The 20175-nt window shown below is 47.5% G+C and carries 27 protein-coding genes and 1 pseudogene; 19 read left to right on the top strand and 9 right to left on the bottom strand.

All coding sequences use genetic code 11. From position 1 onward, the window contains the following. Positions 1–3: 3 nt before the first annotated feature. On the top strand, positions 4–963 hold the full coding sequence (gene coaA, locus QRX25_RS11475; RefSeq protein ID WP_013352774.1) for a type I pantothenate kinase: 960 nt from the start codon (positions 4–6) through the stop codon (positions 961–963). Positions 964–983: 20 nt separating this feature from the next. Here the strand turns inward: coaA and QRX25_RS11470 are convergent, their stop codons facing one another. The 5 genes from QRX25_RS11470 to QRX25_RS11450 form a co-directional block, all read right to left on the bottom strand. Continuing rightward, entirely contained in the window at positions 984–1148 is a 165-nt protein-coding gene (locus QRX25_RS11470) for a DUF4083 family protein (RefSeq protein ID WP_115997606.1), read from the bottom strand. Positions 1149–1236: 88 nt separating this feature from the next. After that, a complete protein-coding gene (locus QRX25_RS11465; protein WP_115997605.1) occupies positions 1237–2307 on the bottom strand; it encodes an AI-2E family transporter in 1071 nt (356 codons plus the stop codon). Positions 2308–2380: 73 nt separating this feature from the next. Further along, the gene (locus tag QRX25_RS11460) at positions 2381–2587 is read right to left on the bottom strand and encodes a YqzH family protein (RefSeq protein WP_014470629.1); all 207 of its coding nucleotides are present in this window, start codon (positions 2585–2587) and stop codon (positions 2381–2383) included. Positions 2588–2687: 100 nt separating this feature from the next. Beyond that, positions 2688–3032 carry a YolD-like family protein gene (locus QRX25_RS11455; protein ID WP_115997603.1) on the bottom strand — a complete coding sequence of 115 codons (345 nt, stop codon included), beginning with the start codon at positions 3030–3032 and terminating at the stop codon, positions 2688–2690. 14 nt (positions 3033–3046) lie between these two features. Further along, complete coding sequence (locus QRX25_RS11450; protein ID WP_212098390.1) at positions 3047–4273, bottom strand: DNA polymerase IV; 1227 nt, start codon at positions 4271–4273, stop codon at positions 3047–3049. Positions 4274–4488: 215 nt separating this feature from the next. Here QRX25_RS11450 and QRX25_RS11445 point away from each other — a divergent pair, with 215 nt between their 5' ends. The 5 genes and pseudogenes from QRX25_RS11445 (at position 4489) to QRX25_RS11425 (ending at position 6832) form a co-directional block, all read left to right on the top strand. Next, a complete protein-coding gene (locus QRX25_RS11445; protein ID WP_212098387.1) occupies positions 4489–4959 on the top strand; it encodes a GNAT family N-acetyltransferase in 471 nt (156 codons plus the stop codon). Between the two features lie 12 nt (positions 4960–4971). After that, positions 4972–5186 (top strand): annotated as a pseudogene (locus QRX25_RS11440) (hypothetical protein). 29 nt (positions 5187–5215) lie between these two features. Then, positions 5216–6184 (top strand): GNAT family N-acetyltransferase, encoded by a 969-nt coding sequence (locus QRX25_RS11435; RefSeq protein ID WP_212098384.1) that lies wholly within the window; start codon positions 5216–5218, stop codon positions 6182–6184. A 71-nt stretch (positions 6185–6255) separates the two neighbouring features. Beyond that, positions 6256–6618, top strand: coding sequence for an iron-sulfur cluster biosynthesis family protein (locus QRX25_RS11430; protein ID WP_013352765.1), 363 nt, complete (start codon positions 6256–6258; stop codon positions 6616–6618). Beyond that, positions 6593–6832: a DUF2552 family protein gene (locus tag QRX25_RS11425; RefSeq protein WP_003153307.1), complete on the top strand. Its 240-nt coding sequence runs from the start codon at positions 6593–6595 to the stop codon at positions 6830–6832. The genes QRX25_RS11430 and QRX25_RS11425 overlap by 26 nt, the downstream gene beginning before the upstream one ends. 39 nt (positions 6833–6871) lie before the next feature. Here QRX25_RS11425 and QRX25_RS11420 read toward each other — a convergent pair whose 3' ends face one another. After that, entirely contained in the window at positions 6872–7786 is a 915-nt protein-coding gene (locus tag QRX25_RS11420) for an alpha/beta hydrolase (protein ID WP_212098381.1), read from the bottom strand. Between the two features lie 142 nt (positions 7787–7928). On the opposite strand from QRX25_RS11420, the gene QRX25_RS11415 reads away from it, so the two are divergent. Then, a complete protein-coding gene (locus QRX25_RS11415) occupies positions 7929–8153 on the top strand; it encodes a YqkE family protein (protein ID WP_014470623.1) in 225 nt (74 codons plus the stop codon). Positions 8154–8186: 33 nt separating this feature from the next. Here QRX25_RS11415 and QRX25_RS11410 read toward each other — a convergent pair whose 3' ends face one another. Both QRX25_RS11410 and mciZ read right to left on the bottom strand, forming a co-directional pair. Further along, entirely contained in the window at positions 8187–9107 is a 921-nt protein-coding gene (locus tag QRX25_RS11410; RefSeq protein ID WP_212098378.1) for an aldo/keto reductase, read from the bottom strand. A 62-nt stretch (positions 9108–9169) separates the two neighbouring features. Then, positions 9170–9292 carry a Z-ring formation inhibitor MciZ gene (mciZ, locus tag QRX25_RS11405; RefSeq protein WP_003153315.1) on the bottom strand — a complete coding sequence of 41 codons (123 nt, stop codon included), beginning with the start codon at positions 9290–9292 and terminating at the stop codon, positions 9170–9172. Positions 9293–9370: 78 nt separating this feature from the next. Between mciZ and QRX25_RS11400 the strand changes: the two genes are divergently transcribed. Together QRX25_RS11400 and QRX25_RS11395 are read left to right on the top strand one after the other, a co-directional pair. Further along, entirely contained in the window at positions 9371–9925 is a 555-nt protein-coding gene (locus QRX25_RS11400; RefSeq protein ID WP_014470622.1) for an NUDIX hydrolase, read from the top strand. Then, positions 9925–11088: a TIGR00375 family protein gene (locus tag QRX25_RS11395; RefSeq protein WP_212101727.1), complete on the top strand. Its 1164-nt coding sequence runs from the start codon at positions 9925–9927 to the stop codon at positions 11086–11088. The genes QRX25_RS11400 and QRX25_RS11395 overlap by 1 nt, the downstream gene beginning before the upstream one ends. Positions 11089–11097: 9 nt before the next feature. Here QRX25_RS11395 and QRX25_RS11390 read toward each other — a convergent pair whose 3' ends face one another. After that, positions 11098–11451 (bottom strand): helix-turn-helix domain-containing protein, encoded by a 354-nt coding sequence (locus QRX25_RS11390; RefSeq protein WP_013352758.1) that lies wholly within the window; start codon positions 11449–11451, stop codon positions 11098–11100. A 175-nt stretch (positions 11452–11626) separates the two neighbouring features. Here QRX25_RS11390 and QRX25_RS11385 point away from each other — a divergent pair, with 175 nt between their 5' ends. From QRX25_RS11385 to xerD, 10 genes are all read left to right on the top strand, one after another. Further along, on the top strand, positions 11627–12616 hold the full coding sequence (locus tag QRX25_RS11385) for a type I asparaginase (RefSeq protein WP_065981814.1): 990 nt from the start codon (positions 11627–11629) through the stop codon (positions 12614–12616). Between the two features lie 37 nt (positions 12617–12653). Then, positions 12654–14081, top strand: a complete 1428-nt coding sequence (gene aspA, locus QRX25_RS11380) for an aspartate ammonia-lyase (RefSeq protein WP_003153322.1) — start codon at positions 12654–12656, stop codon at positions 14079–14081. Between the two features lie 141 nt (positions 14082–14222). Further along, a complete protein-coding gene (gene nhaC, locus QRX25_RS11375; RefSeq protein WP_065981813.1) occupies positions 14223–15629 on the top strand; it encodes a Na+/H+ antiporter NhaC in 1407 nt (468 codons plus the stop codon). Between the two features lie 12 nt (positions 15630–15641). Further along, complete coding sequence (locus tag QRX25_RS11370; protein ID WP_115997598.1) at positions 15642–16955, top strand: NAD-dependent malic enzyme; 1314 nt, start codon at positions 15642–15644, stop codon at positions 16953–16955. A 115-nt stretch (positions 16956–17070) separates the two neighbouring features. Then, on the top strand, positions 17071–17361 hold the full coding sequence (locus tag QRX25_RS11365) for a hypothetical protein (protein WP_212098375.1): 291 nt from the start codon (positions 17071–17073) through the stop codon (positions 17359–17361). Between the two features lie 54 nt (positions 17362–17415). Then, complete coding sequence (gene brfA / locus QRX25_RS11360; protein ID WP_249199231.1) at positions 17416–17643, top strand: ribosome rescue factor BrfA; 228 nt, start codon at positions 17416–17418, stop codon at positions 17641–17643. 76 nt (positions 17644–17719) lie between these two features. Then, the gene (gene spoIIM, locus QRX25_RS11355) at positions 17720–18364 is read left to right on the top strand and encodes a stage II sporulation protein M (protein ID WP_013352752.1); all 645 of its coding nucleotides are present in this window, start codon (positions 17720–17722) and stop codon (positions 18362–18364) included. Positions 18365–18476: 112 nt separating this feature from the next. After that, positions 18477–18926, top strand: coding sequence for a ferric iron uptake transcriptional regulator (fur, locus tag QRX25_RS11350; RefSeq protein WP_013352751.1), 450 nt, complete (start codon positions 18477–18479; stop codon positions 18924–18926). Positions 18927–19040: 114 nt separating this feature from the next. Continuing rightward, the gene (locus QRX25_RS11345; protein WP_013352750.1) at positions 19041–19268 is read left to right on the top strand and encodes a YqzK family protein; all 228 of its coding nucleotides are present in this window, start codon (positions 19041–19043) and stop codon (positions 19266–19268) included. Positions 19269–19275: 7 nt separating this feature from the next. Continuing rightward, positions 19276–20166 carry a site-specific tyrosine recombinase XerD gene (gene xerD, locus QRX25_RS11340; protein ID WP_065981810.1) on the top strand — a complete coding sequence of 297 codons (891 nt, stop codon included), beginning with the start codon at positions 19276–19278 and terminating at the stop codon, positions 20164–20166. Positions 20167–20175 lie beyond the last annotated feature (9 nt).

The raw sequence follows: 20175 nt of genomic DNA, 5'->3' as shown, positions 1-20175 counted from the left end.
ATTGTGAAAAGTAAAGAATTGAACTTACATACATTGTACACGCAGCACAGCCGCGAGTCGTGGTCCGGATTCGGCGGTCATCTTTCCATTGCCGTTTCAGAGGAAGAAGCCAAGGCCGTAGAGGGACTGAACGACTACCTATCGGTTGAAGAAGTAGAAACGATTTACATTCCGCTTGTGCGCCTGCTCCACCTTCATGTCACGTCTGCCGCAAGACGGAATCAGCATGTCAACGTGTTTCTGAAGCATCCGCATTCAGCGAAAATCCCGTTTATTATCGGAATCGCGGGCAGCGTCGCCGTCGGCAAAAGCACGACGGCGAGAATTTTGCAAAAGCTTCTTTCCCGTCTGCCGGACAGGCCGAAGGTGAGTCTGGTGACAACCGACGGTTTCTTGTATCCGACGGCGGAATTAAAAAGGAAGAACCTTCTGTCCAGAAAGGGATTCCCGGAAAGTTATGACGTAAAAGCGCTGCTTGAGTTTCTGAACGATATAAAATCAGGGAAAGAGAGAGTGGAGGCGCCCCTATATTCCCATCTTACTTATGACAGGGAAGAGGGCGCCGTCGAAGTTGTCGAAGGTGCGGATATCGTCATTATCGAAGGAATCAATGTCCTGCAGTCGCCGACTTTAGAGGACGACAGGGAAGATCCGCGGATTTTTGTATCGGATTTCTTTGATTTTTCGATTTATGTGGATGCCGAAGAAAGCCGGATTTTTACGTGGTATTTGGAGCGTTTCCGCCTTTTAAGAGAAACCGCTTTTCAGGACCCGGCTTCTTATTTTCATAAATTTAAGGATTTGTCTGATGCAGAAGCGGATGCCATGGCCGCCTCCATTTGGGAGAGCGTCAACCGTCCGAATCTGTATGAAAATATTCTGCCGACAAAATTCAGATCAGATTTGATTTTGAGAAAAGGTGACGGCCATAAAGTTGAAGAGGTGCTGGTAAGGCGGGTGTGACACAAATCCGCGGCCGCCCCTTATTTGCGGTTTTTTTCTTCGCGCAGCGCATCGAGTTTCTTTTCGATCCTGTCCAATTGCAGTCGGCGCTGCTTCATGCTTCTGAATACGTATATCACGGCAAACAGGAAAATCGCGGCTGCAATAAATGAAACCAATTGAAAAATGACATCACCGATGTTCATCTTTTGACCTCCGTGTGCGGCGGGCTTCTTCAGCCCGCCTTTTTTCATTTTAACCGATGTGAAGGCATGAGAGGTGAATCGTTTCTCTCTAGCCTTGTTTTTTTCTGAGAATGAACAGTTTCTGCATATGGCTTATGATCACCTTTGCAACCGCATATCCGGGAATGGCCAGCAGCATCCCTGCAATGCCCGAGAATTTACCGGCGGCAAGCAGAAGAAAAATGATGGTCAGCGGGTGAATGTCAAGCTTCCGGCCCATAATTTGCGGGGAAATCAGCTGGCTTTCAAGCTGCTGGACAATGACGACGACTATAACCACCAGCACCGCCCGCGTCGGTGAATCGAACAATCCGACAATGACTCCCGGAAATGTGCCGATCCAAGGCCCGATAAACGGAATCAGGTTTGTCACCATGGCGAACGCGCCCAGAACAATCGGATAATCGAGCCCGATTATGAAATAGCCGGTCGTAACGAGAACACCGACACAAAAACTGACGAGCAGCTGTCCTTGTATGTATGAACTGAGAGCCTCATCCATGTCCTGAAGGATTTGTTTTCCTTCTTTCTGATGTTTTTCCGGAAGAAGCCGCAGCAGCCGCCGGGGCGCTTTATTTCCTTCCTTTAACATGTAATACAGCGCAAACGGAATAATGGCGGCGGTGATGGCGGCATTGGCAGCCGCACCGGCCAGGCTGCTGAGAGAATCAGCGATTGAACCTGAATAATTTGCGGCTTTGTCCGCTGCTTTTTTAAAGGAATCCTCATGCTGAATCCGGGAAAACCATTTGCTGTCCTGAAGGTGTCTGATCCAATTTTCAGCTTTTGCGGAAAGCTCCGGGATATGATCTGTGAAGGCTGTAAACTGTTTTTGAACGGCAGGGCCCGCCGTATAAAGGAAGAGGACAAAAAGGCCGGCTGTTCCCGCATAAATCGCTAAAATCGCGATGCCTTCGGGCAGCTTTACTTTCTCATGCAGCACTCTGACGATCGGGCGGCACAAATAGTAAAGGACGCCCGATAATACAATGGGCGGAAACAAGGTTTTAATCGTAATCACAACAGGCTGGAACAAAAAGTCTATTAATGTTCCGAGATAAATAATGAGAAATAACAAAAGAACGGCATATCCGATCTTGAAATAAGGCCCGACTGGCATCTCCTGCACCACGCAATCTTTAAGGGTTTACTCTCGACCGTTTCCCTTATCGCCCGGTGCATAAACGTCAGTGTCAGGAGAACTGGCCCTGGTTGGTGACGTAATCGTAGATAATATCTTCTACATGGGCATGGAGATCCTCATCGGGTTCTTCGTTCCTTCTTTCTTCTAAAGCTTTTTTTAAACGCTGTTTTTCATAGGGGCTCAGCGGATCTGTCGACACATTCCGTCCATACTGGCGGAGGGCTTGTCCCAGCATTTTTTCTATAAATTGATCCATCATATATTCTCCTATTCTTATCATTCATCTTTATTCTACTAAATATCATATGATCCTCCCACTCTTCTATCATATTTTCTGTCAGGACGGGATGGGCTTTTTATTCCAATTCAGCTGAGAGAATAAGATGAAACGGCAGCGTTAATGCATCTTCATCGTTTATGATTTTTAAACGCTTTTCGTCGTGCATCACTTGTTTTATCCATCCCCAAAACCGGCGGGGGCCGTGTGCTGAAGCGTAGGTGACCGAAATGGCCCTGTCTTCTTCAATCGACGCCGCAATGGTGCGGTTCATGTCGTTCATTTGCTCTTCGCTCAGTTCCGGAGGCCGGAATTCCCGTTCTTTTCGTTTTTTTGCAAGCAGCTGCTCCCGATGTTCGGGCAGCATCATCCGGCTTGACTCCCACATGACATTATACCCGGGTGTTAATTTGTTCGGATTCATGTATATCACCTCAATTATTTGTAGTGCCCGCCGATTTTTTCGGCCCGGTGAAAGGCTTGGCCGGCCTCTGTCAGCGAAGCGGCATGGAGCAGCGACGCGGGGCCGTACCGCTCATGAATATCATCCAATACTTTGCCGAGGCTGATCTTTTTTTCCAGGGAATCGAACAGGCTCAGCTGAACATAATCACAGGGCTCCAGCTGGGAAAGGGCGACGCCGGCGCTGCGGACGGGCTCACCGTTCCAATGCTCTTTGAAGAGCTTGACCGCCGCTTTAAAAATATCCATTCCGAAATTGGTCGGAGAGACGAGCTTTCTCTGTCTGTGAAAACCTGAAGGGCAATCAAAATCAGCGCCTCTGATGCTGACCGAAACCGTATGGCCGATGTACTGTTTGAAACGGGCGCGGCGGGCCACTTCTTCGCTTAACTCCAGCAAAACGACTTTGATATCCTCAAAGCGGCAGTAGTCCCTCGGGAGCGTCATGTTATGGCCGATCGCTTTTTGCCGGCTGTGCGTGTTTACGGTGACCGGAGAGGGATCGATGCCGCGGGCCGTCCGCTGAAGCAATTCGCCGTTAATGCCCCAGCGTTTTTTCAGCAGTTCGGCAGGATGCCCGGCAAGCCCGCCGATTGTGCTGATGCCCATCCGTCTTAAATGATGCTCCATCCGTTTTCCGATGCCGAATAGTTTTCCGACCGGCAGAGGCCACAGATCCTGCCTGATATTTGACATATCCAGCCTGTGGATGCCGGATGCGTTTTTTTTGGCAAAATGGTCGCAAGCCATTTTCGCGAGCGCTTTATTCGGCCCGATGCCGACACGGGCATAAATACCGAATTCACGCATAATCGCTTGTTGAATGCTTTCGGCGATTGTAAAAGGATCACCGAACAGCCGCCTGCTTCCGGTCACGTCGAGAAACTGCTCATCGATGGAGTAGGGTTCTACAAGATCGGTATACCGCTCAAACAGCTCGGTAATCATGACGGATACATCAATATACCGCTGCATCCGCGGACGGACGATAACGGCGTCGGGGCATTTGGCCTGCGCTTCCCACAGCCGTTCGGCGTTTTTTACGCCGTATCGTTTGGCGAGCGGACAAGCCGCAAGCACGACCCCGCTGCGTCTTTCGGGATCTCCCGAGACGATGACGGGCCGGTTTTTAAGATGAGGCGCTTCCGCTTTTTCTACAGACGCATAAAACGATTGCATATCAACAAGAAGAATATCAGCCATAAAAAAACCTCCGGGAACGTTTGTTCTGTTTTTCATTGTACCCGAACAATGACCGCGTTTATACTGGTAAATCATTCCCCGGCTGGAAGAAGGCTGATTCGTTCGCTTGAAAAGAAATCATTTACAATTGCAAATAACCCACATATAATTTTTTATATTCCAATGAGAAGAGCTGACATTCATTTTGCCGGACGAAAAGGAGAGTCAATCGAAAAATGGATATTCGAACAATCGCCTCTGAAGACTATGAAATGGTTACGTCTGTTTTGAATGAATGGTGGGGCGGCAGGCAAATGAAAGAAAAACTGCCGCGCTTGTTTTTTGAACATTTTCAGGACACGAGTTTTATTACGTACGGGCCGGAGGGAATGACCGGTTTTTTAATCGGGTTTCAGTCACAGTCAGACCCTGAGACGGCCTACATTCATTTTTCCGGTGTGCATCCGGATTTCAGAAAAATGCAAATTGGAAAACAGCTCTACGACCGATTTATGGAGACGGTGAAAAAAAGGGGCTGCACAAAAGTCAATTGCGTGACGGCGCCCGTCAATAAAGTGTCAATTGCTTATCATACAAAGTTAGGCTTTGAACCTGAAAAAGGAACCAAAACCGTAAACGGAATCCCTGTTTTTGCGAATTATGACGGCCCGGGCCAAGACCGGATTCTGTTTGTGAAATACATATAGAGGAGGCCGAATATGGGTTTTTTAGCTGACACGCCCAAACCGCCTTATTATGCGGTCATTTTTTCATCAATAAAGGGAGAATCTGAGCATACTGACAGCGGGGCTTTTAGGTTAAGAAAGCGTTCATGGATGCGATGAAACGGCGGAAAGACCATACCGGCCACAAGGCGGCAAAACAAAAAGGAAAAAGTGCGTACGCGATCCGCATAACGAAAACGGAGTCATAGCGGATGTTTGCATCGAAAGGAGCGGAAGGTTGATTACATTTTTACAGCATACACAAGAACAGACGGCGCGGGAAATTGCGGCGGTTCAGCGCTGCTCTTATCAAAAAGAAGCCGAGCTGATCGGCTTTTTCGGCATTCCCGCTCTGCATGAGACACCGCGTGACATACAGCGGTCACGGGAGACGTTTGCCGGTTTCAAGGCAAAAGATCAGCTCATAGGCGTCATTTCGTATGAAAAAAAGGGATATGAACTTGTCATATGCCGGCTGACGGTGCACCCGTCCGGCTTTCGGAAAGGAATCGGACGGGCGCTTCTTCAATTTGTGATAAACGAGAACCGGGACGCTCAAAAAATAGAGGTGGCTACCGCCAAACAAAACGTTCCGGCAGTCTCTCTCTATTTAAAAACCGGGTTCACGGAAGCCGGACAGATTGAGACGCCGGAAGGGCTGACCCTCTCGTTTTTTCATCTTTATCCGAAGAGAAAAGCGGAAGTCATTCCGTACAAGCCGGAATGGAAAGAGATGTTTGAGAGAGAGAAGGCGAATTTGATCCGAATCTTCGGTCCCGCACTCCGTTCTGTCAGCCACATCGGAAGCACCTCCATCCCGGGGATGGCCGCAAAACCCGTCATTGATATACTGGCGGAGGTCAAAGATATTTTGGATGCTGACCGATACCTTCCGCAGCTGGAAGCACTCGGCTATGAGGCAAAAGGGGAGAACGGGATAAAGGGAAGGCGTTTTTTTCAAAAAGGCGGCAACAAGCGCACACACCACGTCCACATATACGAAACAGGACATCCGGACGTAAAGCGTCATCTGCTGTTCCGGGATTACCTCACCGCAAGGCCTGAAAAAGCGGCTCAATACATGGAGCTGAAACAGCAGCTCGCTGAGACATACCCGTACGATATGGGAAAGTATATTGAAGGGAAAAATGACTGGATCAAGGCGGCTGAACAAGAGGCGAAGGACTGGGAGAGCGGTCTGCTGTAAAAAAGCAGAAACAATGCATACAGCGGCGCGGTATGCTACAATTGGCGAAAATGAAAAACGGAGGATCATCTATGCAAATACATGTGACGGATGCGGCGAAACATACATTCCAGCAGGCGATGGACGCCAACCCGCAGAAAAAAGCGCAGCTCCGCTATGACGCAGAAGGCTGCGGATGCGCGGTCAGCGGCGTGCCGACCATCTGGCTGACGGACGAATTAACGGGGCAATGCGAACGCATTGAAACCAACGGACTTCCGCTTTACATCCAGACCTCTCAAAAAGTGTTTTTTGACGAGGAAATGACAATCGATTACAATGAAAAGGCGAAAACGCTCGTCTTAAAAAGCCCGGCAGAGATGCTGAGCCCGAGAATGAGCATATTAGTAAAGCAGGGAGAAACTGAAAGTGAATCAAAAGCTGAAAGCCATTAAACAGACGGCACAGCATAAAACGTGGGTGTCCTTCCTGAACAACAACCACCCGTACAGTCTGCTGCACTGGTCCATCGGAGGCGCTGAATCCGTTCAGAAGGATGTCTGGCTGCTTCAGGATGAGATGACCTTCAAAGCGCAGGAATTTACGACAATCGACCTCGCCATTGACTGGATCGGAGAAAATATGGACGGGATTACCGACGTTTTATGACGGGAAAGCGAAAGAACCAGCATACGTTCTTTCGCTTTTTTACGTTTGCGTCATGGTATCTAAAAAGGTTTGAACGGCTTTACGGTAGCTTTCCGGATTTTTGGTGTACGACATGGCATGCCCGCCCGATTCGGCAAGATACAGCATCTTCGGGCCGCGTTTTCTGCGGTGCAGCAATTCGGAAGAAGAAGGAGGTATATAATCATCCTCCTTACTGTGAATAAACAGCACGGGCTGCCGGATGCGGCTGATAACCGACAAAGGCGATACATCACGGATACGGTATCCCTCTCTCATCCGTAAAAAGAAATCAGCCAAAGGCAGAATCGGCCACGGAGGCAGCCGGAATTCCCGCTTCAGTCTGTAGGCGAGCTGATCGTGAAAGCTTGCGAAAGGGCAGTCCGCAATATAAAAATCAGCGCCGTCGCCGTTCTGATGCCCGCCCGCATATAATAAGGCCGTCACCGCTCCCATCGATTCGCCGTGGATGCCGATTTGACCGCCGTCTCCGGTTTTGTTTCTCACCCAATTCACGGCTTCTTCCAAATCATCTTTTTCAAAATAGCCGTAGCTCGTCGTTCTGCCGCCGCTTTTACCGTGCCGTCGGTGGTCATACATAAGCACATTCCAGCCTAAATCTAAAAACAAATCCATGTATTTCAATGAGTTGAACGAATTCACGGTAACGCCGTGACAAACAATCATGGTGTTTGCCGTATCATACGGGGCGATGTAAAAGCCTTTGATCTCATACCCGTGGCGTGACAAGATGACGGCCTCTTCTTTTTCCATGCTCTGAAAGGAATCAAATACATCATGTCCGTCCGCCGTTTCTCTTTTCATGATATCTTCATCCGTCTTTTTCTTAATAAACATAATCAGATTCGTAAGAGCAAATCCGGCAGCCAAAAAGACTGCGCAAGCCGAACCGAACACCGCCAGCCATTTTTTCACGCAGGCCCCCTCCTTTAAATGACAGAAATATAGAAAATCCTTTCCCGGGTTTTCAGGCCGCTGAACGAAAGAAGGACAGTTGCCGGCCTCCGGCGCTCCGTGGTACACTTGCTTCAGCATATTCAGATACGGGGGCGTAATGATGAAAAAGCAGCTGCCTAAAGAAAAACACAGCTTAAAAGACGATCTGGAGGAAGATCTGAAGGCCAAGCTTTTGCAAATGAAAAGTGAGCTGAAGGAAGAAGACGAGAAAAAACAGGCACAGAAAAAGGCCGAACAAATCAGAAAGCGAAAAGAAATAGAAAAAAATAAAAGCTTTGAAGAGCTGCTGAATGAAAGCAGTCTCGATTGGCACAAATATAAATAAAACCGGCATCTGAAAAGGTGCCGGTTTTATTGTTTAAGAACGATGGGCTTCGTATACGTCCCGTTTTGTATGACATTGCAGGGCTTTGATTTCCTGGCTGCTTAAACGCCGGGCCTCTGCTGCCGAGCAGTTTTCTCTCAGCTGCTCAGGTGAGCTGGCTCCAGTGATGACAGAAGCGACGGCCGGCTGTGAAAGCAAGTATTGAAGAGAAAGCTCCGTCATGCTCAGATCAGGGGCGGCAGCGTTAATCGCTTTCTTGGTTTCTGCTAGTTCTTCAAAAGAATATGTTAAATAGCCGTTCTCTTTTACGCTTGCGGCCGCTTGATCAAGCGGTTTTTCCGTAAGAAGCCCTTTAGCGACCGGTCCTCTGGCGACTATGCTGATTCCGTTCTCCTCTAAAAGGGACAGCCACTCCTCGGGACGCCGGTCCAGCAGGCTGTACTGCATCATAATGCTGGTGATATTTGATTTTTTCACATATTCTTTAATGACATTCGGACGAATGGAGGAAATGCCGTAATACCGGATGACACCTTCCTGTTTTAAGTCCTCGAATGCTTCGATCGTTTCGTCGATGTTATCCTCCATCGTGCCGCCATGCAGCTGATAAAGGTCGATATAGTCCGTTTTCAGCCGGCGCAGGCTGTTTTTGACCGCTTCTTTTATGTATCCTTTGGAAGCGTCCCAATGCCAGCCGTCTTTCTCATCATTCCAGCGGTTTCCGGCTTTTGTGGCTAAAATGATATCGTGTCTGCGGTTTTGGACGGCCTCTCCGACAATTTCCTCATTTCTGCCGAAATCATAAAGATCGGCAGTGTCTAAATAATTGATTCCAAGCTCGATCGCTTCATCCAAAATAGACAGCGCTTTAGCTTTATCCGTGCCCAGCGACATGCAGCCGAGCCCAATTTCGCTTATTTCTAAATCAGAACGTCCTAGCGTGCGTTTTCTCATTGTTTCGCTCCTTTTTATGGTCTTTTATTGACCGTAATATAAAGGCGCGAAGTTTTCAACTGTTAAGGTCCGGTGATCCAATCTCCGACATAGCGGAATGTCCGCCCGTACTCCTTCAGTTTAGCCCGCACTTCCCAAGCTTTTCCGACCAATACGATGCTCTTATCCTTCCGGTATACCTTCAATCGAAAAGCACCTCCCTCTTATGCATGTATGATAAAATATATGAGGCATAATAGAGAGACAGAACGGGAGATGAAATGATGGAACATTTAGAAGAAAAAACACTAGCGAAAAAAAAGCTGTATGACGGGAAAGTCATAGATCTTTACTTAGAAGATGTAGAGCTTCCGAACGGAAAAACAAGCAAGCGGGAAATCGTCAAGCATCCGGGGGCGGTGGCCGTCCTTGCGGTGACAGAAGAAGGAAAAATCATTTTGGTGAACCAGTTCAGAAAGCCGCTGGAACGGACTATTGTTGAAATTCCGGCCGGCAAGCTTGAAAAGGGGGAAGAGCCTGAGCATACCGCTTTAAGAGAGCTAGAGGAAGAAACGGGATATACGGCGGAAACCTTGACGAAAATTACCGCTTTTTATACATCACCGGGATTTGCTGATGAAATCGTGCATCTCTTTCTTGCTGAAGGGCTTTCACCGCTAGAAGAAAAGCGCGAGCTGGATGAGGATGAATTTGTCGAAGTGATGCAGGTCACGCTTGATGAGGCCGTGAAGCTGACCGAAGAGCGCCGGGTGTATGACGCTAAAACGGCGTACGCGATTCAGTATCTCCAGCTGAAAGAAGCGCTGAAGGAAAAATGATGAAAACCATTTATGCGGATCTGCATATTCATATCGGGCGCACCAATACGGGAAAACCGGTCAAAATCACCGGAGCCAAAACATTGACGCTGCACCGGATTTTAGAAGAAGCAAGCGAGGGGAAGGGAATTGAACTTTTAGGCATCATCGACTGCCATTCCCCGGAAGTCATTGAAGAAATCGAGCGCGGAATTGAAGAAGGCAGATACCGTGAGCTGAAAGAAGGCGGCATCCGGTATCGGAATACGACGCTTCTGTTGGGAAGTGAGCTTGAAATCTATGATCATACATGCCTCGGGCCGATTCACGTTCTCGTCTTTATGCCGGCTCTTGCCGAAATGAAGATGTTTTCCGAGTGGCTCGCAAAAAGGCTTACAAATATCCATCTCAGTTCACAGCGCATTTATGAAACAGGTTTGAATCTTCAAAAGAAAACAAAGGAATTGGGCGGGCTGTTTATTCCCGCCCATATGTTCACCCCGCATAAAAGCCTGTACGGAAAAGGGGTCAGATCTTCTTTGAGAGAAGTATTCGACCCGGCGCTCATTGATGCGGCGGAACTCGGATTAAGCTGCGACACCGATATGGCTTCGCGGTTAACGGAACTTGACCCATATACATTTTTAACAAATTCTGATGCGCATTCCTTAGGGAAAATCGGCAGAGAATATAATGAGTGTATTCTTGAGGAAGCGAATTTCACGGAATTTTCGCTGGCTTTAAAAGGGAAGGACGGAAGAAAAATCACGGCGAATTACGGCCTGAACCCGAAGCTCGGGAAGTATTACCGGACGGCTTGCGACCGCTGCGGCAGCCCGGTTGAAAAAGGAGCTTCCGCATGTCCGGAGTGCGGGGGAAAAACAATGACAAAAGGGGTCAGTGAACGGCTCGAGGAACTGAGCGGCCCGGAAAAAAGCCGCGTGCCGCGGCCTCCGTATATTCATCAAATCCCGCTGCAGTTCATTCCCGGAGTCGGGCCGAAAACATTAGAAAAACTGAAGCGGGCTTTCGGGACGGAGATGGCGATTCTTCATCGGGCGGAAGAAGAGGACTTGGCGCGTGTCGTACAGCCTAAAATAGCGGCCGTCATTCATAAAGCGCGCACCGGACAGCTCGCCCTTGAGGCCGGGGGCGGGGGAACGTACGGCCGGATCAAGCCGTAAAGCAATTTTTCAGCGGAGCTCCTCCTGTACCTTCTTTTTCGTGCGGACAAACGCAATTAATTCGATGATTTCATCCTGATTAAGCGGCTGCCCGTCAACGGTCAGTGTGCCGCGGCCTTGTGCGGCTTTTGTTAATTCGATGGTCTGGGTAAACGGCTCCGCCTTTTTTTCAGTGCGCCCCAGTAAATCGTCGCACGTCGTGTCAAACAGATCGGCAAGCGTTCCCAGCGCCTCGAATGACGGACGCCGGTAGCCTGATTCATACCCGGCGTACGTGCTCTTGGCGATGCCGAGCCGGTCAGCCGTATATTGAAGAGACCAATTTTTCTTTTTTCTCAGTTCAGTTAAACGATCTAAATTCATATTAAAAACCGCTCCTTTTCACTTGAGCAAATTATATCATATCGATATGTAAAAGTGTACGCGAATTGAATAATAATCACTTGATTAATTTCATTCGTCTGTCTATAATTTGATTAAAAGTATGCGAAAAGCGAATGCTTAACACATCTTGAGAAATGATGAAGAGGTGCAGGGTATGAAAAAATTATTGCTGTTAACAACCGGAGGAACAATCGCCTCAGTCGAAGGAGAAAACGGGCTTGCACCCGGAGTGAAAGCAGATGAATTGTTAACCTACGTATCAAAACTTGATAACGATTACACGATGGAAACCCATTCGTTAATGAACATCGACAGCACAAATATGCAGCCTGAATACTGGGTCCAAATAGCTGATGCTGTTAAAGAAAAATATGACGCTTACGACGGGTTCGTCATTACACACGGTACAGACACAATGGCTTATACATCAGCGGCATTGTCTTACATGCTCCAGCATGCTGATAAACCGATCGTCATTACGGGTTCGCAAATCCCGATTACATTCCAAAAAACCGATGCCAAAAAAAATATCACGGACGCGATCCGCTTCGCATGTGAAGGTGTGGGCGGCGTATATGTCGTATTTGACGGCAGAGTCATTCAAGGCACCCGCGCCATTAAATTAAGAACGAAAAGCTATGATGCATTTGAGAGCATTAACTATCCGTATATCGCGTTTATTACCGAAAACGGAATTGAATACAATAAACACGTGCACATGCCAGAAGACGATGCCTTTACGGTGAATACTTCACTTTGCACGGACGTGTGCCTGCTCAAGCTCCATCCGGGACTTAAACCGGAAATGTTTGACGCGTTAAAAGGCATGTACAAAGGAATCGTCATTGAAAGCTACGGCAGCGGCGGCGTACCGTTTGAAGGAAGAGACATTCTCGCCAAAGTCAATGAAATGATTGAAAGCGGCATTGTCGTTGTCATTACGACACAATGCCTTGAAGAAGGAGAGGACATGAGCGTCTATGAAGTCGGACGAAGAGTCAATCAAGATCTCATTATCCGCTCCAGAAATATGAACACAGAAGCCATCGTCCCGAAATTAATGTGGGCGCTCGGCCAGTCTCACAATTTGGCTGAAGTTAAAAGTATTATGGAGACACCGATCGCAGACGACGTTGTACTGTAAAAATATGACCAACACAAAGAGAAAGTAGGGTTTTAGCATGACAAACGCGCAAAAAGAATATCGTCAGGAAAAAGATTTCCTTGGAGAAAAACAAATTGAAGCTGATGTGTATTACGGGATCCAAACGCTGCGCGCAAAAGAAAACTTTCCGATTACCGGCTACCGCATCCATGAAGAAATGATTAATGCGCTCGCCATCGTCAAAAAAGCGGCCGCGCTAGCCAATATGGATGTAAAACGGCTGTATGAAGGAATCGGAAACGCGATTGTCCAGGCCGCAGACGAAATTCTTGAAGGAAAATGGCATGACCAATTCATCGTCGATCCGATCCAAGGGGGAGCCGGAACGTCCATGAACATGAATGCCAACGAAGTAATCGGCAACAGAGCGCTTGAAATCATGGGCCATAAAAAAGGTGAATACATTCACCTCAGCCCGAACACACACGTCAATATGTCACAATCGACGAACGACGTGTTCCCGACAGCGATTCATATTTCTACCTTAAAACTTCTTGATAAGCTTCTTGATACGATGGCGCATATGCTGAGTGTCTTTAAAGATAAAGCGAAACAATTTGATTCCGTCATTAAAATGGGGCGCACACACCTTCAGGACGCTGTGCCGATCCGTCTCGGACAGGAATTTGAAGCATACAGCCGCGTGCTTGAGCGTGATATAAAGCGAATTAAACAATCCCGCCAGCATCTGTATGAAGTAAACATGGGGGCAACTGCCGTAGGTACGGGACTTAACGCTGATCCGCGCTACATAGAACAGGTTGTGAAGCACCTTGCTGACATCAGCGGACTGCCGCTTGTCGGCGCCGGCCATTTGGTTGATGCCACACAAAACACGGATGCGTATACGGAAGTTTCAGCTGCGTTGAAAGTATGCATGATGAATATGTCTAAAATCGCCAACGATCTGCGCTTAATGGCTTCAGGTCCGCGCGCGGGACTTGCGGAAATTTCCCTGCCCGCCCGTCAGCCGGGATCATCCATTATGCCGGGGAAAGTCAACCCTGTAATGGCAGAGCTTATCAACCAAATCGCCTTCCAGGTTATCGGGAATGACAATACGATCTGCCTCGCTTCAGAAGCGGGCCAGCTGGAGCTTAACGTAATGGAGCCGGTGCTCGTATTTAACCTGCTGCAATCCATCAGCATTATGAACAACGGTTTCCGCTCATTTACCGATCATTGTCTGGCGGGAATTGAAGCCAACGAAAAACGCCTGAAGCAATACGTGGAAAAAAGCGTCGGCGTCATTACAGCAGTCAATCCGCATCTTGGGTATGAAGCGGCTGCGCGAATTGCCCGTGAAGCAATCATGACGGGGCAATCTGTAAGGGATCTCTGCCTTCAAAATGATGTACTGACAGAAGAAGAATTGGATATCATTTTGAATCCGTATGAAATGACAAAACCGGGGATTGCCGGAAAAGATCTTTTGGAAAAATAAATTTTTAAGCGATAACGGCCGCCTTTTCACGTTTTTTGGTGAATAGGCGGTTGCCATACAAAGGGATGAGGCAGTATAGTATAACTTGTTATATTATTTGATGAAAGCGTTTTAGCTTTTTTCTTCTAGGGGGATTTTCTTGTGAAAGAGGTCAGATTGCCAAATTTATTGGAAATTATCATCTTATTATTCGGGTTTTTAGCGCTTGTCTTATCATTTACGGTGTTTTTAGACCTGCCGATTCAGCTTGCTCTGTTTATATCCTGGTTTATTGCTATTATTCTCGGAGTAAGACTGGGCTATTCATATAAAGACTTGCAGTCCTCTATTGTCACCGGGATATCGAACGGTCTTGAAGCGGTTTTGATTCTTGTTTCGGTCGGTGCGCTCATCGGAACATGGATTGCCGGCGGGGTTGTGCCGACTTTAATTTATTATGGTTTAGAGTTTATTAATCCTCATGTTTTCCTGCTTGCCACGTTGGTTATTTGTTCCGTTATGTCCATTGCGACCGGAACGTCCTGGGGCACGGTGGGAACGGCGGGAATCGCCATGATGGCCATCGGAGAGGGAATGGGCATACCGCTTCCGCTCGTAGCGGGAGCCGTTTTGTCCGGCGCTTACTTCGGGGACAAGCTTTCACCGCTGTCTGACAGTACGGTGCTTGCTTCCACGCTTTCTAAGGTGGATGTGCTGTCTCACGTCAGAGCGATGATGTATCTGTCAATTCCGTCCTATATTATTACGGCCATTCTTTTTACCGTAACGGGATTTATATACGGCGGAAAAAATATTGATCTTGATAAAGTTGAATTTTTAAAATCTTCATTGCAGAAAACGTTTGATATTCATATATGGATGCTCATTCCGGCTGTTGTCGTCGTTGTCCTTCTGATTTTGAAAAAGCCGTCTATGCCCGTCATCGTCATCGGAGCATTGCTTGGCGCAATCTGGGCCTCTGTCTTTCAAGGCATGAATTTTGCCAGTGCCATCGCGACTGCTTACAGTGGTTTTTCCATTAAAACGGACGTCGAATTTCTGAATGGCCTGTTAAACCGCGGGGGTATCACCGGTATGCTGGATACGTTGGTCGTTATCCTGTTCGGTCTCGGTTTTGGAGGAATTCTTGAAAAGCTCGGCGTATTAAAAGTGATTGTCTCAACTTTTGAGAAAAAACTGACCTCACCGGGAAATGTAACGCTTTCGACGTTGATCGTCGCTCTTTTAGGAAACATTTTCGGCTGTGCGATGTATGTGTCATTGATCCTGACGCCAAAAATCATGGAGAACAGTTATGATAAACTGAAACTTGACAGAAGAATTTTATCCCGGAACACAGAGGTGGGCGGTACGCTTACTTCAGGGATGGTGCCGTGGTCTGACAACGGAATCTATATGGCCGGCATTCTGGGAGTATCCACATTTTCTTATCTGCCGTTCATGTGGCTCAGTTTCGTGTCTATCGGACTGGCAATATTGTACGGATACACTGGGAAATTCATTTGGTACACGAAAGAAAAATCCATGCAATCTCAAAAATTGGGTTAGGAGGTTCATTTCATGATTACAAAGCATATGATTCGGACTTTAATGATTGAAACGCCGACTGTTCCCGGAAATCTCGGAAAAGTGGCAACCGCCATCGGTGTGATGGGCGGAGATATCGGTGAAGTTGAAACCGTTAAAGTCGGCCCGAACTACACGATGCGCAACATTACGGTGCAGGCCGAAAATGAGGAGCAGCTGCAGGAAATCATTCAAGCCATTGAAGCTCTCGGTGAAGGCATCCGGCTTCATACAGTCTCAGATGAAGTGCTCTCTGCCCATGAAGGCGGAAAAATTCAGATGAAAAGCAAAATGCCGATCCGGACATTGGCTGAGCTTGGCCGTGTTTATACGCCGGGTGTCGCTGATGTGTGCAGACTGATCGAAAAGGAGCCTGAAAAAGCGTCCATCTATACGACAATCAGCAATTCTGTCGCCATTGTCACCGACGGCACGGCGATTCTCGGTCTCGGCAATATCGGCTCTGTCGCCGGAATGCCCGTAATGGAAGGGAAAGCAGCGCTTTTTGACCAGCTGGCAGGCATCAGCGGAATTCCGATTTTGCTCGATACCTCTGATCCGGAAGAAATCATTCGCACGGTAAAACATATTTCTCCGGGGTTCAGCGGAATTCTGCTTGAAGATATCGGTTCGCCTCACTGCTTTGACATTGAGGATCGGCTGAAGGAAGAATTGGACATTCCGGTTATGCACGATGACCAGCACGGCACGGCGGTCGTCACTCTCGCTGCCGCCATTTCCGCTTGTAAAAGCGCCGGCCTTGATTTAAAAGAAGCGAAGGTCGGACAGATCGGTCTCGGCGCGGCAGGCGTCGCCATCTGCCGCATGTTTATGGCATACGGGGTCAAAGCGGTCTGCGGAACGGACAAGTCGGAAGACGCAATGAACCGCCTCGCTCAATACGGAGGTCAGCCGCTCGGAAGCATCAAGGATTTAATGGACACGTGTGACATCGTGATCAGCACTACCGGAGTTCCGGGTCTTATTAAAAAAGAAGATGTCAGAAAGGGACAAGTTATTCTGGCCTTATCTAATCCGAAACCGGAGATTGAACCGGAAGAGGCATTACAAGCCGGAGCCGCCTATGCAGCCGACGGCCGTTCAGTCAATAATGTCCTCGGCTTCCCGGGTATTTTCCGCGGCGCGCTGAATGCTAAAAGCAAGAGAATTGACCATGAAATGCTTGTGGCGGCCGCAGAAGCCATCGCCTCTTGCACGAAACACGGTGATCTCGTGCCTCAGCCTTTGGACGCGGACGTGCATCGGGCCGTATCAGCAGCCGTAGAACGGGCCGCGGCGGGAAAATAAATAATGCTTGCAGCACCGACATATGTGTCCGGTGCTGTTTTTTTTATCATGAATAGGAAGCGGAATTCTTTGGCAGGCTAACAGAAAGCAAAAGACGGAGTAAAGAGGTGTCAATGTGGATTATTTTCCGCTGATCCATACAAATATTTGGGATGCTGTGATCGGCGTGCCGATCGTCTTATGCGTCACACAGCTGATCAAAGTGTTCTGCCGGGTTCCGGGCATATTCGTTCCTACGGTTGCCCTTGTTGTCGGTAATGTTGTGTCTATCGTTTTCGGTCACCACGAACACGTGTATGCGGGGATTTTTATGGGATTCTTTTACGGATACGCCGCGATCGGGAGCTTTTCATCTGCCAAAACGTCTCTGCGCGCTTACCGGACGAAACATAAGCCGTATTCATGAACACACTTGGATTTTTTTGTTATGATAGAGAAAAGGAAAAGGAGTGATCGGCACATGGCGAAGAGCAATGCAAAAAAAATGCGGGAGCATCTCAGAAGAAACGGAATGCGTGACGCAGTCTTGTCAAGGGGGGAGGCGCCGTCCTTCAGCACGCATGAAAGAGTGACAAAAACGAAAAAAGACAGGCTGGAAAGAATAAAACATAAAAAAAGGAACCTCTGTGATCACCGGAGTGATGACGGGGGTTCTTTTTTTATGCCGGAATCTCGCGCCTTTCTATGATTTCTCTGTCATGTTTTCTCTTTTCTTTCATACAATCTACTAAATCAAGTCAATAGATTAGCGGGAGGAAAGCGGTATGAGAAAACAATCGTACAAAGAACTGTTTTTTCGCCATGTAAAGGATCATCTGTCACTTTATATATTTGTGTTCGTCTTGTTTTTAATGGGCGTCATTTTCGGCGCAATCATTGTCAACAGCATGACTATCACGCAGAAAGAAGATTTGTATTACTATTTAAGCAAGTTTTTCGGACAGCTGTCTGACGGAAAACATGCGGGCTCTTCAGAAATGTTTTGGCAGGCCGTCTTTCATGATGTAAAATATTTGGGTCTGATGTGGATCCTCGGCATTTCCGTTATCGGTCTTCCGGTTATTTTCATTATGGTGTTTTTGAAAGGAATCGTCGTCGGCTTCACGGTCGGATTTTTAGTGAATCAAATGGGGATGAACGGATTTTTCCTGTCATTCATTTCGGTGCTGCCGCAAAACATCGTTCTCATTCCGGCATACCTTATCATGGGGACATGCTCCATCGCTTTTTCACTGAAACTGATCCGGCAGCTGTTTGTCAAACGCAGCCTTCATGACGCGCCGATTCAATGGTTCGGACGCTACGCCTTCGTGCTGATTCTTATCGTCTTCTTCTCGGTCATCGCTTCGCTGCTGGAAGCCTACGTATCTCCAGTGTTTATGGAAAAGCTGTCATCACGTATATTTTAGAATAATTATCACAAAATAATACTTTTATTTATCAGTTTATAATAATTATAGTTGGAACTCTCCGCGTATTTTGTTATAATGAGTCATGGAATGCGGCGTAGGAGGGAAAGACATGGAAAACCGTATTGATCGAATTAAAAAGCAGCTGCACTCGTCAAGCTACAAGCTTACGCCACAGCGTGAAGCAACGGTAAGAGTGCTGCTTGAAAACGAAGAAGACCATTTAAGCGCAGAAGATGTATACCTCCTCGTAAAAGAGAAATCTCCTGAAATTGGTCTCGCTACAGTATACCGTACATTAGAATTATTAACAGAATTAAAAGTCGTTGATAAAATTAACTTCGGGGACGGCGTATCCCGCTACGACCTTCGCAAAGAAGGCGCGGCCCACTTTCATCATCACTTGGTGTGCATGGAGTGCGGTGCCGTCGATGAAATTGAAGAAGATCTGCTTGAAGACGTTGAAGAAGTGATTGAACGTGATTGGAAATTTAAAATTAAAGATCATAGATTGACTTTTCACGGAATCTGCCACCGCTGCCGCGAGGATGAAACAGAATAAAAGCCTATGAACCTTTTCTGTCAGGAAAGGGTTTTTTGCTGTTTTTATGTATAAAAGCCTTTGAAATTGGCATAAGGTGTACTAACAGCCGCCAAAGAAAGGATCGATCGAAAGATGGGCAGATTCATAAAAACAGCCGCGGATACGATCAAAGTGTTTATTCTGTTCACAGGTTTTACCGCACTGTTCTATTATGCTATGATATGGGTGAATTCAGAGTATGAAAACTATCATCGGTACGATAAACCGGAAGGCTCCGCCGTCAAAGTGGCCAAAACGGAACATGAGGAGAAAGACGGCTGGTTCGGCCGATTGATCTTTTTTTACCAAAACGGGGAGTAGATCAAGAGTGAAGGATCAAATTAAGGATTTCATCCATTATGTGAGGGTTGAAAGAGGGCTGTCCCAAAATACGATGATGTCCTATGAGCGTGATCTGAAAAGTTATTCTCTCTTCTTAACTGAAACCCTTCAGATCACTTCATGGAATGATGTGACCCGTCTTCATATTATTCAATATTTAAAGCATTTAAAGGACTCCGGAAAATCCGGTAAGACGTCTGCCAGACATTTGGCGTCGATCCGGTCTTTTCATCAATTTCTGTTAAGGGAAAAAGCCGCGGATAAAGATCCTTCGGTACATATTGAAACACAAAAAACAGAGCGGGCGCTTCCAAAAGTGCTGGCGCTGCAAGAAGTAGAGCGGTTATTGGACACGCCTAAGCTTGACAGTCCGTTCGGTCTCAGGGATAAAGCCATGCTTGAACTGCTGTATGCAACGGGTATCAGGGTCAGCGAGATGATCGAGCTGAAATTATCTGATGTCCATTTGATGATGGGATTTGTCCGCTGCTTCGGAAAAGGGCGGAAAGAGCGGATTGTGCCGATCGGTGAAGCCGCCTCCCATGCGATCGAAGCATACATTGAAAAAGCCAGAGGGAAGTTATTAAAGAAGAACGTGACCGAAGCGCTTTTTCTGAATCATCACGGCCGACAGATCAGCCGTCAGGGATTCTGGAAAAACCTGAAAAAAATCGCACTTGAGGCGGGCATTAAAAAAGAACTGACGCCGCACACGCTCCGGCACTCTTTTGCAACGCACCTGCTTGAAAACGGGGCGGACCTGCGCGCCGTACAGGAGATGCTCGGACATGCCGATATTTCCACCACGCAAATTTACACGCATGTGACGAAAACAAGGCTGAAGGACGTGTACAAGCAGTATCATCCGCGCGCTTAGGAGCCGCTG

Source organism: Bacillus sp. L381 (assembly GCF_030284525.1).
GTDB classification, from domain to species: Bacteria; Bacillota; Bacilli; order Bacillales; family Bacillaceae; genus Bacillus; species Bacillus amyloliquefaciens.
This window is presented reverse-complemented; position numbering and strand designations above follow the sequence as displayed.

What these genes read in the sequence shown, in the direction of transcription:
- QRX25_RS11385 (WP_065981814.1), top strand. Translation starts at nt 11,627, where the DNA reads ATGAAAAAATTATTGCTGTTAACAACCGGAGGAACAATCGCCTCAGTC.
- aspA (WP_003153322.1), top strand. Translation starts at nt 12,654, where the DNA reads ATGACAAACGCGCAAAAAGAATATCGTCAGGAAAAAGATTTCCTTGGA.
- QRX25_RS11400 (WP_014470622.1), top strand. Translation starts at nt 9,371, where the DNA reads ATGGAACATTTAGAAGAAAAAACACTAGCGAAAAAAAAGCTGTATGAC.
- QRX25_RS11410 (WP_212098378.1), bottom strand. Translation starts at nt 9,107, where the DNA reads ATGAGAAAACGCACGCTAGGACGTTCTGATTTAGAAATAAGCGAAATT.
- QRX25_RS11455 (WP_115997603.1), bottom strand. Translation starts at nt 3,032, where the DNA reads ATGAATCCGAACAAATTAACACCCGGGTATAATGTCATGTGGGAGTCA.
- QRX25_RS11430 (WP_013352765.1), top strand. Translation starts at nt 6,256, where the DNA reads ATGCAAATACATGTGACGGATGCGGCGAAACATACATTCCAGCAGGCG.
- QRX25_RS11395 (WP_212101727.1), top strand. Translation starts at nt 9,925, where the DNA reads ATGAAAACCATTTATGCGGATCTGCATATTCATATCGGGCGCACCAAT.
- QRX25_RS11450 (WP_212098390.1), bottom strand. Translation starts at nt 4,273, where the DNA reads ATGGCTGATATTCTTCTTGTTGATATGCAATCGTTTTATGCGTCTGTA.
- spoIIM (WP_013352752.1), top strand. Translation starts at nt 17,720, where the DNA reads ATGAGAAAACAATCGTACAAAGAACTGTTTTTTCGCCATGTAAAGGAT.
- QRX25_RS11465 (WP_115997605.1), bottom strand. Translation starts at nt 2,307, where the DNA reads ATGCCAGTCGGGCCTTATTTCAAGATCGGATATGCCGTTCTTTTGTTA.
- QRX25_RS11460 (WP_014470629.1), bottom strand. Translation starts at nt 2,587, where the DNA reads ATGGATCAATTTATAGAAAAAATGCTGGGACAAGCCCTCCGCCAGTAT.
- QRX25_RS11470 (WP_115997606.1), bottom strand. Translation starts at nt 1,148, where the DNA reads ATGAACATCGGTGATGTCATTTTTCAATTGGTTTCATTTATTGCAGCC.
- QRX25_RS11370 (WP_115997598.1), top strand. Translation starts at nt 15,642, where the DNA reads ATGATTACAAAGCATATGATTCGGACTTTAATGATTGAAACGCCGACT.
- QRX25_RS11390 (WP_013352758.1), bottom strand. Translation starts at nt 11,451, where the DNA reads ATGAATTTAGATCGTTTAACTGAACTGAGAAAAAAGAAAAATTGGTCT.
- fur (WP_013352751.1), top strand. Translation starts at nt 18,477, where the DNA reads ATGGAAAACCGTATTGATCGAATTAAAAAGCAGCTGCACTCGTCAAGC.
- QRX25_RS11345 (WP_013352750.1), top strand. Translation starts at nt 19,041, where the DNA reads ATGGGCAGATTCATAAAAACAGCCGCGGATACGATCAAAGTGTTTATT.
- QRX25_RS11415 (WP_014470623.1), top strand. Translation starts at nt 7,929, where the DNA reads ATGAAAAAGCAGCTGCCTAAAGAAAAACACAGCTTAAAAGACGATCTG.
- brfA (WP_249199231.1), top strand. Translation starts at nt 17,416, where the DNA reads ATGGCGAAGAGCAATGCAAAAAAAATGCGGGAGCATCTCAGAAGAAAC.
- QRX25_RS11445 (WP_212098387.1), top strand. Translation starts at nt 4,489, where the DNA reads ATGGATATTCGAACAATCGCCTCTGAAGACTATGAAATGGTTACGTCT.